This is a genomic window from Neisseriales bacterium (assembly GCA_016699915.1).
Taxonomy (GTDB): Bacteria; Pseudomonadota; Gammaproteobacteria; order Burkholderiales; family Q3-R57-64; genus Q3-R57-64.
Map to the genome: position 1 here is coordinate 642,826 of CP064990.1, position 12,482 is coordinate 655,307.

General features: G+C 40.6%; 10 protein-coding genes. 7 read left to right on the top strand and 3 right to left on the bottom strand.

The annotated features are described in order from the left end of the window. Window positions 1-62 precede the first annotated feature (62 nt). The 3 genes from IPK86_03050 to IPK86_03060 all read left to right on the top strand — a co-directional run bounded on the left by IPK86_03050 (window position 63) and on the right by IPK86_03060 (window position 3,290). Window positions 63-1,532: a leucyl aminopeptidase gene (locus IPK86_03050; protein QQS16420.1), complete on the top strand. Its 1,470-nt coding sequence runs from the start codon at window positions 63-65 to the stop codon at window positions 1,530-1,532. An 8-nt stretch (window positions 1,533-1,540) separates the two neighbouring features. After that, on the top strand, window positions 1,541-1,984 hold the full coding sequence (locus IPK86_03055) for a DNA polymerase III subunit chi (GenBank protein QQS16421.1): 444 nt from the start codon (window positions 1,541-1,543) through the stop codon (window positions 1,982-1,984). A gap of 139 nt (window positions 1,985-2,123) precedes the next feature. Further along, entirely contained in the window at window positions 2,124-3,290 is a 1,167-nt protein-coding gene (locus tag IPK86_03060; GenBank protein ID QQS16422.1) for an MltA domain-containing protein, read from the top strand. Between the two features lie 6 nt (window positions 3,291-3,296). Here IPK86_03060 and IPK86_03065 read toward each other — a convergent pair whose 3' ends face one another. After that, window positions 3,297-5,174, bottom strand: a complete 1,878-nt coding sequence (locus IPK86_03065; GenBank protein QQS16423.1) for a potassium transporter Kup — start codon at window positions 5,172-5,174, stop codon at window positions 3,297-3,299. A gap of 157 nt (window positions 5,175-5,331) precedes the next feature. On the opposite strand from IPK86_03065, the gene IPK86_03070 reads away from it, so the two are divergent. The 3 genes from IPK86_03070 to greB are packed head-to-tail and all read left to right on the top strand — an operon-like array spanning window position 5,332 to window position 8,476. Beyond that, the gene (locus IPK86_03070; protein QQS16424.1) at window positions 5,332-7,053 is read left to right on the top strand and encodes a proline--tRNA ligase; all 1,722 of its coding nucleotides are present in this window, start codon (window positions 5,332-5,334) and stop codon (window positions 7,051-7,053) included. Between the two features lie 28 nt (window positions 7,054-7,081). Next, window positions 7,082-7,951: an rRNA pseudouridine synthase gene (locus IPK86_03075; GenBank protein ID QQS16425.1), complete on the top strand. Its 870-nt coding sequence runs from the start codon at window positions 7,082-7,084 to the stop codon at window positions 7,949-7,951. A gap of 45 nt (window positions 7,952-7,996) precedes the next feature. After that, window positions 7,997-8,476, top strand: coding sequence for a transcription elongation factor GreB (greB, locus tag IPK86_03080; protein ID QQS16426.1), 480 nt, complete (start codon window positions 7,997-7,999; stop codon window positions 8,474-8,476). A 26-nt stretch (window positions 8,477-8,502) separates the two neighbouring features. Here the strand turns inward: greB and IPK86_03085 are convergent, their stop codons facing one another. After that, window positions 8,503-9,675 carry a methionine adenosyltransferase gene (locus tag IPK86_03085; protein QQS16427.1) on the bottom strand — a complete coding sequence of 391 codons (1,173 nt, stop codon included), beginning with the start codon at window positions 9,673-9,675 and terminating at the stop codon, window positions 8,503-8,505. A 51-nt stretch (window positions 9,676-9,726) separates the two neighbouring features. Beyond that, a complete protein-coding gene (gene dut / locus IPK86_03090; protein QQS16428.1) occupies window positions 9,727-10,191 on the bottom strand; it encodes a dUTP diphosphatase in 465 nt (154 codons plus the stop codon). A 229-nt stretch (window positions 10,192-10,420) separates the two neighbouring features. On the opposite strand from dut, the gene IPK86_03095 reads away from it, so the two are divergent. After that, a complete protein-coding gene (locus tag IPK86_03095; protein ID QQS17060.1) occupies window positions 10,421-12,430 on the top strand; it encodes an oligopeptide transporter, OPT family in 2,010 nt (669 codons plus the stop codon). The last annotated feature ends 52 nt before the right edge of the window (window positions 12,431-12,482 follow it).

Sequence of the window (12,482 nt, forward strand, 5' to 3'; positions counted from 1 at the left end):
CTTGGTTATTTATGTAAATACGACTAAAATGGCATCCGAATAACAAATATTGGGATCGTGACATGGAATTTGCTATAAAAAGTAGCTCGTCAGCAAGCATCGCAAAGAACTGGGTAATTGTCGGAGTATATGAAGACGGTACAATGCCCTTACGTACACAAGAGTTGGACAATTTATCGAGTCATGTCATTAGCGATGCGATACAAGCAAAAGAATTACGTGGCAAAACAGCAGCTTATTTAATTTTCCCATGTAGAAAAATAATCGGCATAGGTCTTGGCGCAAAAGATCGAATTAATTTATCTTCTTATCGCAAAATACTAAAAAGTGCAGCACAAGCACTTAAAAAAACACAAGCTACGCATGTCATCAATTATTTGACCGAACTGTCGGTTAAAGATTGTAAAATAGGTCATCAAATAGCCGAAGCCATCAGCCTATTTGAAGATCAGTACTATCAGTTTCGCCAATTTAAGACGCAGCAAAATGAGCACAATTTTCCGCTACGCAAAGTTACTTTGGTTGTGCCTACTCAAGCCATTCAAGAAGCAAGAATGGGTCTTATTAATGGGCAAGCCATTGCACAAGGCGTAACATTAACTAAAAACTTAGCAAATCTACCTAGCAATATTTGCACACCAGACTATCTAGCTAACCAAGCTTGTCAACTTGCTAAAAAAACAAAAATCAAAGTAAAAGTACTCAAAGAAAAAGAGCTGATAAAGTTAAATATGAACGCCCTTTTAGCCGTGGCTAAAGGAAGCGTTGAATCGCCTCGATTGATTGTGTTGAACTACCAATATGCAACATCCAAAAAAACCAAACCTATTGTTTTAGTTGGTAAGGGTATCACTTTTGATTCGGGTGGTATCTCGCTTAAACCAGCGCTTAACATGGAAAACATGAAATTTGATATGTGTGGTGCCGCTTCTGTTTTGGGTACTTTTCAGGCTGTTGCAACAATGAAACTACCAATTAATTTAATCGGTCTTATTCCCACCTGTGAGAATTTGCCAAGCGGCCATGCCTGTAAGCCTGGTGATATTATTAAGACAATGAGTGGTATGACGGTAGAAATCTTTAATACCGATGCAGAAGGTCGCTTAATTTTATGTGATGCGCTACATTACGCAAAACAATTTAATCCACAATACGTCGTTGATATTGCTACCTTAACCGGAGCTTGTTTGATGACCTTTGGCCATATTGCCAGCGCTTTATTTGCCAACTGTGATGATTTGATCAAAAAAATAGTGGACGCTTCCGAGCAAAGCGGAGATCGCACTTGGCCTATGCCATTATGGGAAGATTACGATCAACAAATTAAAGGGCGGTTAGCTGATCTTGTTAATATTGGTGGTCCAACAGCTGGTTCCATTACAGCAGCAAAATTTCTGTCGCATTTTACTAAAGCATATCATTGGGCACATTTAGATATTGCTGGTATTGCTTATACGAAAGATAAATATGCAACAGGGCGACCAGTGCCATTACTTGTCCAGTTTTTACAGCAATACGCTTTAGAGCTTTAAGTTCAACTATGTCACGCGTTGACTTTTACTATCCTTTAGCAGATGTTATGGCTTTTGCAAGGAAGCTCTTACAAACTGCCTATCACAGGCAGAACCGTGTCTTTGTATTGCTTGCTAATGCTAGCGTGCTGCAAGATTTTAGTGTGCGTTTATGGTGTTTGAAAGATGATGCGTTTGTGCCGCATTGCGATATCCAAGCTAAAGAAGCGTCCGAAACACCTATCATTTTGGGAACAAGTATCCTGGAGCATAATGAAAAATTACCAGCTATTTTGCTGAACTTGACTGAGGATGCCAACCCTAAAAATTATGCCATGTCTTTTGAGCGAGTGTTAGAAATGACGCAAAATACTAAAGAATCACAAGCTGTTGCTCATGAACGGCTTATATATTACCAAAATCAAGCATTTGAAATATACCAGCATGATATGTCAGCAAGTTTGGTAGGATAAACATTCATCGTATGAAGAGGGATTTCCTATCAAATCTATCTTAACTGTAAGATGGTCATTATTCTTTGCAGTACTCGCCTTATGTTGTCATGGCTGTACATCTCAACACTTGCCCGACTCTATCTCTTCACGATTGACCGTGGCAAGCTATCACCCAACACAATTTTCAAACTTGCCCAATTGGCCTGGTCAGTTAACCCAAGCCACCATGAATACTTTTCTAAAAAGTTGTATTAAGCTGACTCATCAACCACATTGGCAAGATGTGTGCAAAAAAGCCAAAGCGCTTTCACAAGAACCTAAAGCTTGGCGAGCTTTTTTTGAAACCGAATTTACGCCCTGGCAAATCGTTACACCATCAACTAATTATGGTCTTATCACCGGATACTATGAACCCCTTTTAAGGGGTGAACGTCTACCTCGCAAAAATACACCCTATTCTATCTATGGAATTCCAAAGGATATGTGGCAAGTACTCTTCCCTAACACTTTACATGATCGGTCTGTTTTAGTAGTACGCCCCTTAGCAAATCAAAAAATGGCAGTTATCGCCAATCGAATAAAACCTGACAAAAATGAATATATCCTTTACCCGAAGAAATTTTGGTTTGATCGCCAAACTACGATCTTATCAACGCGCATGGTAGGCAATGAACTCATTCCCTACTACACACGTAGCGAAATACACCAAGGCTATGGCGTGAAAGATGCACCTGTTATAGCATGGCTAGAAAATTGGGTAGATTTGGCTTATTTGCAAATACAAGGCTCGGGACGCATACAGCTAGAGGACAACCATACAATTCGGATCAGTTATGCGGCTAGTAACGGCCATCCCTTTGTATCAATCGCTAAATGGCTGATAAAATCACAAAAACTAAGTACCATTCAAGCTTCCCAAACTGGCATCAAGCGCTGGCTTAATAAGCATCCTACTGAATTTAAAAAAATATTGACTGTTAATCCACATTACGTTTTCTTCAAAGAGGCACGCATCGCCGAAGAAGAAGGTCCTATTGGTGCTTTAGGGGTTCCATTAAGTAGCACGCTAAGTGTTGCAGTTGATGAGCGTTATATACCGCTTGGCGCTCCCGTTTATATCGCCACACAACATACTACTACCAACCAATTGGTTTTTGCTCAAGATAAAGGAAGCGCGATTAAAGGACCACTTAGACTGGATTGGTTTTTGGGATACGGAAAACAAGCGGGACTTAAAGCCGAGAAAATGCACCAGCTAGGTAGTGTTTGGTTATTTTTACCCAATCATGTTGTGCCATCCGATATAGGACTTGATGCTGATTAGCAAGTACTACAACTCAACCTGGGCACCTAATTCGACAACACGGTCTAAAGGAATCTGAAAAAAATCTGTTGGTCTTAAAGCATTCTTGCTCATCCAAATAAATAAACGTTCGCGCCAAGGTGCCATGCCAGGACGCGATGTAGAAATAAGCGCTTCTTTGGATAAGAAAAATGATGTTTCCATCAGATAAAATGATAACCCTCTTTCTGCACAAGCAGTAATGATACTAGGTATATTAGGCGTTTCTTTAAAACCATAGCGCGCAACAACGCGCGAGAATGTTGGTGACAGAGAACTTACCTCCACACGTTCAGCAGACCCAATAAAAGGTACATCCTCCGTTTTAATCGTCATGATCACAACACGCTCATGCAATACCTTATTGTGTTTTAGGTTATGTAATAAAGCATGTGGCACACCCTTAGCAGTTCTATCTAGGAAGATAGCGGTACCCTGAACACGTTGGGGAGTTGATATTTCTACTTCTTTGATGAAAGCTTGGAGCGGTAAAGCTTGCTCTTGAATACGTTGAGAAAGTATTCGGCGTCCACGCCACCATGTGCTCATCAATGTAAAGATCAATGCACCAATCACAAGTGGTAACCATCCTCCATGCATAATTTTAAAGATATTAGCACTGAAAAAGACCAGATCAATCGCCAAGAAAAGACCGGTTAGCCCCCCCGCTACAAAAATTGGCCAATGCCAATGCCGATGCATCACCACGAAGAAAAGTAAAGTAGAAGTAAGCATCGTACCGGTTACCGCAATACCATAAGCCGCTGCCAAATGGCTGGACGAGCGAAAATCCAACACAATCACTAAGACAATGGCCAATAATACCCAATTAATAAAAGGCAAATAAATTTGACCCATTTCTTGTACAGAAGTATGACGAATTTGCATGCGTGGACAAAAACCCAGCTGTATAGCTTGACGCGTTAAAGAGTAAGCTCCAGAAATAACCGATTGCGAAGCAATAACCGTTGCAATAGTAGCCAAACAAACCAAGGGAAGAAGCGCCCAATTGGGTGCTAATAAGAAAAACGGGCTCTCTGCTAGTGCTTCAGGGTGACGCAGTAATAAAGCGCCCTGCCCAAGGTAATTTAAAACTAAACTCGGTAAGACAAGACTAAACCATGCATATTGGATTGGACGACGTCCAAAATGACCCATATCAGCATAGAGTGCTTCGGCACCTGTGAGAGCTAATACAACGGCTCCTAATCCCAACAAGGAATGGCTGCCATAGGTCCATATAAAATGGATGCCGTGCCAAGGATTTAAAGCAAACAAGATGCTAGGCATTTGCCAAATATTAAGTAGGCCTAGTATAGCAAGCGTCAAAAACCATATAAACATAATAGGGCCAAAACAAATCCCTACCCTCGCTGTACCAAAACGCTGAATCAAAAACAAAACCAGTAAAATCACGATAGCCATCGGCAACACATAAGGCGCCAATGCCACATTAACAATTTGCAATCCTTCAGAAGCAGACAACACAGAAATAGCAGGCGTAATGGCAGAGTCACCATAAAACAAAGCAGTACCCATCAAACCCAATAAGATAACAACCCAGCGTGCACTAAGCCGCAGTCGCTTACGTGCCAACGCCATTAATACCATGATGCCACCTTCTTGATGGCTGTCTGCTTTCAAAATAAATAGGACATATTTGAAGCAAACCACCAACATAATGGCCCAAAAAATTAGCGATATAAATCCCAATACATTGAAGGGCTCAGCAGACAAACCTTCTGCTAAAAAACATTCTTTGACAGCATATAACGGGCTTGTACCAATATCGCCGTACACGACACCAAGTGCTGCAAGCGTGATACCAGTAAGTGACTGATTACGGATTGCAAATTCAGTAGACATAAAACCAATGAAGAGCCTGAAAGTCGCCATTGTGGCTGACAAAGTGATAAGATGCAAATCTTTTAAAGAGAATAGTGGTTGTTTTTGCCATGGATACTGACAATCAGTAATTCCTATTCACCCAACCGTAACGGCTAATATTTATTGGGATGTTTGTATGCGTGCTTCTGCATTTTTTATGCCTACTTCTAAAGAAACTCCCGCTGAAGCAGAATTAATCAGTCATAAACTGATGCTGCGGGCAGGTTTAATCAAAAGGGTGGCAGCAGGTATCTATACATGGATGCCTTTAGGGTTATTGGTATTACGCAAAGTGGAAGCTATTGTACGCGAGGAAATGAATAAAATTGGCGCAATAGAATTACTCATGCCCGCTCTTCAACCTGCTGAATTATGGCAAACTTCAGGTCGCTGGACATTATATGACCAAGAGCTCTTACGATTAAAAGATCGGCATGAACGCGATCTTTGCATCGGGCCTACTTATGAAGAAGTGATCACAGATTTAGTGAAAAAAGAAATCAGACACCATAAACAATTACCGCTGATTTTTTACCAAATTCAAACAAAATTTCGTGATGAAATCCGTCCACGTTTTGGCGTTATGCGTGCGCGGGAATTCATGATGAAAGACGCTTATTCTTTCCACGCTGATAAAACTTGCCTACAAAAAACTTATCAACGGTTATATGATAGCTATTGTCGTATTTTTACAAGAATTGGGTTTCAATTTCGCACAGTCGTTGCAGACACAGGAACAATCGGCGGGTCTTTTTCTCATGAATTTCAAGTGCTAGCCGATACGGGGGAAGATATAGTCGCTTATTGCCTACATTCCGATTACGCTGCCAATATTGAATTAGCTGCCATCCATCCCCCCAAATCTACTATAAGACCAACACCTACTCTTCCTATACAAAAAGTACATACACCCGCAATTAAAACGATTGAAGATTTATCGAAATTTTTGCACTGCCCTGCATCGGCTGTAATCAAATCAATTGTAGTTGATGGTGAAAAAAGCGAGCAACCCGTATTACTATTACTACGTGGCGACAATGTACTAAATGAAGCAAAAGCAAGTAAATTACCCGGCATTAAATCTCCTCTAACGTTTTCTAGCATAACAACAATTCAACAGTATTTTGGTGCTGAACCGGGTTTTGTCGGACCCATTCCGTTTTCGGGTTTGGTCTACGCAGATTACAACTTAATAAATCAGTCGGACTGGATAACAGGCGCTAATCAAAATCACTACCATTTTATGGGCGCAAATTTTGGACGCGATTGCCCAGAACCTATTTTTGTTGATCTACGTCAGGCTGAGACAGGCGATCCAAGCCCGTGTGGCAAAGGGTTACTTAAGTTAGCTCGTGGCATTGAAGTAGGTCATATTTTTCAATTAGGCACGAAATATTCGCTCGCCATGCAAGCTATGTTTTTGAATAAAGACAATACTAAACAGCCTATTGAGATGGGCTGCTATGGAATCGGTATCTCACGGATTGTAGCGGCATTCATCGAACAACATCATGATGAACAGGGAATCATTTTTAATGAAGCTATTGCGCCGTTTGATCTCGTTATTGTTCCACTAGGCTACCATCAACACGAAAAAGTACGCAATATTGCCGATACACTATATCAAGCACTCGCAGGTACAGGGCGACATATTTTGTTAGACGATCGCAACGAACGGGCTGGTATACTACTGACTGATTCAGAATTGGTTGGGATACCGCATCGCTTTGTCGTTGGAGAACGCAGTATTCAAAAAAACCAAGTGGAATACCAAAACCGGCAAAACAAAACAACCCAAACACTACCTTTAGAATCTGCAATATCTTTTGTTTTAAATCAATTTGCTACAATAGCTTAACGCCGTAATATTTCTGATTGATATCACAATGCATACGTTATCCATAAAACCAGCGAAAAAATTACCGTGCCGTTTGCCGAATCAAGCAACGCGCATTAAAATTAGACAGCTCACATATAGACAAAATAAGCCCGCTGCACACCAACCTGTTCGAATACAAAAAATATTATCGGCATCCGGACTAGGTTCTAGGCGTCATATTGAAGCGGCCATATTTAATAAAGCTATCACAGTTAATGGACAAATCGCACAATTAGGTCAATGCATTACCCCATCTGATCACATTATGATGGACAATAAACCCGTGCGATTAATTTGGTCTGATACACTGCCGAGAATTATTCTTTACAACAAACCAGAAGGTGAAATCGTAACACGTAAAGACCCTAGTGGTCGTGTTAGTGTTTTTGATCGCCTGCCACAAACAAAAAGTAGTCGCTGGATTAGCATTGGCAGGCTGGATTTAAATAGTTGCGGCTTATTGATCTTAACAACGCATGGAGGACTTGCACACCATTTCATGCATCCTCGCTTTGAAATTGATAGGAAGTATGCGGTACGAGTGTTAGGTATCCTAACTGACGCACAAAAAAAACAGCTTTATCAAGGCATCATGTTACCAACAGGACTTGCTCGTGTAGTAGCTATTCAAGAAGTAGCTCACCATAAACTAGGATCTGCTAATAAGTGGTATCACGTTACCTTAAAAGAGGGTAAAAACCGAGAAGTAAGAGCTTTATTTGCAGCCATTGGATTAACCGTTAGCCGTTTGATCCGAATACAATTTGGTCCAGTTGTATTGCCAACCCGCTTAAAGTGCGGTCAGTATCAAGAATTAAATGCTGTAGAAGTAGCAAATATTTTAAAATGGGCAAAATTTCCAATACACCGTGGATAACAGTTGGCTAATTAAACGTTGGAATTTTTAAAATAATTGCTTGGGATGAAAAATTACATTACAAAACGCGGCTGGCAAAAACTCTCCAGTGAGCTTTGTCAGTTAGTTCGCCATGAACGGCAAAAAATAGTCGAGCTAGTCAGTTGGGCAGCCAAAAACGGAGATCGCTCGGAAAACGGCGACTATTTATATGGGAAGAGTCGACTCAGAGAAATTGACCGACGCATTCGCTTTTTAAGCAAACAACTGGAAAATGCGGAAGTCGTGGAAACCACCCATCATCAAGATAATCCGCAAATTTTCTTTGGTGCAACCGTTACCATCCAACGTAATAATCAAACACTACAAACAGTCACTATTGTAGGCATTGATGAATCAGATGCTCAGCAAGGCTATATTAGTTGGATATCTCCACTTGCTCGTGCATTACTGCGAGCAAAAATAGGTGACTCAATACAGTTTAACGGTCCAAATGGTGCAGAAAACATCCAAATTATACAAGTATCCTACAACCCGACCATGTAACCTCAAAAAATTGGGCGCATCTATCATTATGATAGACCAGCTTCTTGCCGTAAAATTAATGATCTATCTATTTTTTCCCACGAAAACTCAGGTTCTTCACGACCAAAATGGCCGTAAACTGCTGTTTTTTTATAAATAGGACGTAATAAATCTAACATTTCAATAATTTTTTTAGGTCGTAAGTCAAAATGACGCTTAACAAGCACCTCAATATCCTTAGAAGGAATGGCATTGGTTCCAAATGTATCAATAGCGATAGAAATTGGCTCGGCAATACCAATAGCATAAGATATTTGAATCTGACATTGCCTAGCAAGCTTGGCCGCAACAATATTTTTTGCAATATAGCGACCCGCATAGGCCGCTGAGCGATCTACCTTCGTCGGATCCTTGCCTGAAAATGCTCCACCACCATGAGGTGCTGCAGCACCATAAGTATCCACCATGATTTTTCTTCCTGTTAAACCACAATCTCCATTAGGGCCACCCGTTACAAAACGCCCCGTTGGATTAATAAAATATTTTGTTTGCTTTGTTAACATGTGCGGAGGCAATATAGGTTTGATGATTTCCTCAATGACTGCTTCTTTTAAGTCATCATAAGCAATGTCTGGATCGTGCTGTGTGGATAATACAATTGTATCAATACGACTAGGCTGTCCTGTTTGCTGATCATATACGCAGGTAATCTGGCTTTTTGCATCGGGTCTTAGCCATGGTAAGCAACCATTTTTTCTAAGCTCCGCTTGACGCTGCATTAAACGATGCGCATAGTAGATTGAAAAAGGCATCAAGGTAGGCGTTTCATCGCAAGCATAACCAAACATGATGCCTTGATCACCCGCGCCTTGATCTAGATCAATGCCTTCTCCTTCATTAACACCTTGTGCTATATCTGTGGATTGTCCACCGTAACAGGGTATTATCTTGCAAGTCTGACTATCAAACCCTAACTCACTGTTATCATAGCCAATTAAACGGATCGTTTCGCGAACAATTGATTCATAATCGATCTTTGCTTTTGTAGTAATCTCACCTGCCAACACGACTAAATTTTTACTAACAAGTGTTTCGGCTGCCACACGCGCATAAAGGTCTTGGCTAATTGCATCATCTAAAATAGCATCAGAAATTTGATCGGCTATTTTATCGGGATGGCCTTCTGATACCGATTCAGATGTAAAAAAATATTCGCTCATATTCACTTTTCATTTAAATAATGCTTATTTCAAAGATAAATAAAGCTAAAATTAGCATATACCCGTACTACCAAAACCACCATCAGCTCGGTTACTTGGCAAAAAATCTTCCACAACATTAAAATGCACTTGAACAACAGGAACGACTACCAATTGTGCAATGCGTTCCATTGGGGATAACGTAAAGGCTTCTTGTCCACGATTCCACACAGAAATAAAAATCTGTCCTTGGTAATCGGAATCAATCAAACCCACTAAATTACCCAGCACAATGCCATGTTTATGACCTAACCCAGAGCGAGGCAATATCAGTGCTGCTAGTCTTGCCTCAGCAAGATGGATCGCAATGCCTGTTGGCACTAAAATCGTTGTATTAGGTAAAAGCACAATTGACTGATCAATCACCGCGTAAAGATCAAGTCCAGCGGAGCCGTCTGTAGCATAGCGTGGTAACTGATTACTTAGCCGCTTATCAAGAATTTTAAGGTCAACGCCAGTACGGATTCGATCAATCATATAGAAATGACATAACGATTGATCATGCAATTTTGCATATGAATTAGAGCCATTTTTTTAATTAATCAACACAGTAAAATAAGTTCTTGCTATGCGTTACACAATCCAATAGACAACCATCGTTGAGTCTACTATACTTCGGCGCCTCTAATCAAGGAAGTGAATTGTGCATACCACCATATTACCCGTCCCACCGGAAGCCTCCTATCGCGAACTGACTTGGCGTGGTATGTTGCTCGCTGCAGTCATGACAGCTATTTTCACTGCTTCAGATGTCTATCTTGGCCTTAAAATTGGCTTAACTTCCTCTTCTGCTATTCCTGCTGCTGTCATTTCGATGGCTGTACTAAGTTCATTTGCTGGCTCCAATATTCTCGAAAACAATATGGTTCAAACACAAGCTTCAGCAGCAGGGACACAATCACGTATTATTTTTGCGTTACCAGCATTAATCATGATTGGCTACTGGAAAAATTTTTCCTTTCTTGAAACAACTCTCATTGCATTGGCTGGTGGCATGTTAGGCGTGGTATTTTCTATCCCATTACGACGCGCCCTCGTCGTCAATAGTCAACTACCTTATCCAGAAGGCGTAGCAGCAGCAGAAATTTTAAAAGTAGGTAGCGCTATCCGAGAAAGTCATACGAAAAATCATACGCAATCCACTGACAAACCACGTGATATTCAGGATATTCTTTCAGGTAGTTTATTTGCCGCTATCATTAACTTATTAACAACAGGATTACAGCTTTTATCAGGAAGTTGCGCTTATTGGATTCACACAAGTTATGGCGGTATGTTTCAGTTATCAGCTGGTTTTTCATTGGCAATGACTGGCGCAGGCTACCTCATTGGTGCTACAACAGGTTTATCAATATTCATTGGATTATTGTTGGGTTGGGGCATCATTTTGCCTTATTTGACTGCCACAACACCTGTTCCAACAAATTTTTCATCAAACCTGCCCGCTTTTGCAATGATGCTTTGGCAAACAAAAGCACGTTTAATTGGTGCGGGTGTCATGACAGTTGGTGCGTTATGGACGATTATTGCTCTATTCAAACCATTGATGGATGGATTGCAAACTTCTTTTCGTGCCAAACGAAAAACCGATGCAATCCATAACATTAGAACAGAACAAGATCTATCATCTAGTACGATGATTGGCATCATAACAATAGCACTAATCATATTAACTGGGGCGTTTTATTGTTTTGCTGCTGATATATCGACCAACCCAACAAAATTAGTATTATTAATCAGCTCATCTATTCTTTTTACTTTTGTGATAGGTTTTTTAGTTGCTTCAGTTTGTGGCTATATGGCTGGTGTTTTTGGTTCATCTGGTAGCCCTATTTCAGGTATTGCTATCATCGCTATTATGGGTGCATCGTTGTTATTACTGGCTGTAGGACATATTACTGGGCTCACAAAAACGGATGCAGGAATACATTTTGCGATGGCTTTAGCAATTTTTATCACCAGCGTTATTATTACGATTGCTTGTATTGCCAATGATAATCTTCAGGATCTCAATACAGGATATTTAGTCGGCGCCACACCGTGGCGGCAGCAAGTAGCATTACTAATTGGCTGCGCTATTGGTTCACTTGTTATTGCACCGATCATGCAATTAGTTTATCAAGCTTATGGTTTTATCGGAGCTATGCCAAGACCAAATATGGATCTTTCGCAAGCTTTAATTGCCCCACAAGCCACACTCGTTAGCATCATTGCAACAGGTATCTTCAACGGAACAATTGCTTGGAAAATGATTTACATCGGGGTCGGTATGGGCGTTGTCCTACTATTCATTGATCACTTACTAAAAAAATTCACCCGTTTTCACTTACCACCTTTAGCTGTCGGTATCGGTTTATACTTACCACCAAGCGTTGAAATGCCACTTGTTATTGGCGCGGTTCTGGGCTGCTTGATTGATTACATATTACGAAAAAAATTACCTAGCAACGATACACAAAGCGCTATACGCATAAAACAAGTAAATCGACGAGGCACACTACTTGCTTCAGGCCTTATTGTAGGGGAAAGCATAGTGGGCGTATTCATGGCTATCATCATTGTTGCCAGTGTTGCGCAAGGCGGATCCGATGCACCATTATCTTTATTGCCCTATTTAGGAGGTGATACATACCGACCCATTGCAGAGTGGCTAGGGCTAAGCGTTTTTATTATTTCTTGCATTATTTTTGTCAGAAAAATTATTGTAATAAAATAAATCTGATTTTAGACCATAGGTATTTTTTTCGTAATCCCTCAATCTAATGAAT

What these genes read in the sequence shown, in the direction of transcription:
- IPK86_03050 (QQS16420.1), top strand. Translation starts at nt 63, where the DNA reads ATGGAATTTGCTATAAAAAGTAGCTCGTCAGCAAGCATCGCAAAGAAC.
- IPK86_03055 (QQS16421.1), top strand. Translation starts at nt 1,541, where the DNA reads ATGTCACGCGTTGACTTTTACTATCCTTTAGCAGATGTTATGGCTTTT.
- IPK86_03065 (QQS16423.1), bottom strand. Translation starts at nt 5,174, where the DNA reads ATGTCTACTGAATTTGCAATCCGTAATCAGTCACTTACTGGTATCACG.
- IPK86_03070 (QQS16424.1), top strand. Translation starts at nt 5,332, where the DNA reads ATGCGTGCTTCTGCATTTTTTATGCCTACTTCTAAAGAAACTCCCGCT.
- IPK86_03075 (QQS16425.1), top strand. Translation starts at nt 7,082, where the DNA reads ATGCATACGTTATCCATAAAACCAGCGAAAAAATTACCGTGCCGTTTG.
- greB (QQS16426.1), top strand. Translation starts at nt 7,997, where the DNA reads ATGAAAAATTACATTACAAAACGCGGCTGGCAAAAACTCTCCAGTGAG.
- IPK86_03085 (QQS16427.1), bottom strand. Translation starts at nt 9,675, where the DNA reads ATGAGCGAATATTTTTTTACATCTGAATCGGTATCAGAAGGCCATCCC.
- dut (QQS16428.1), bottom strand. Translation starts at nt 10,191, where the DNA reads ATGATTGATCGAATCCGTACTGGCGTTGACCTTAAAATTCTTGATAAG.
- IPK86_03095 (QQS17060.1), top strand. Translation starts at nt 10,421, where the DNA reads ATGTTGCTCGCTGCAGTCATGACAGCTATTTTCACTGCTTCAGATGTC.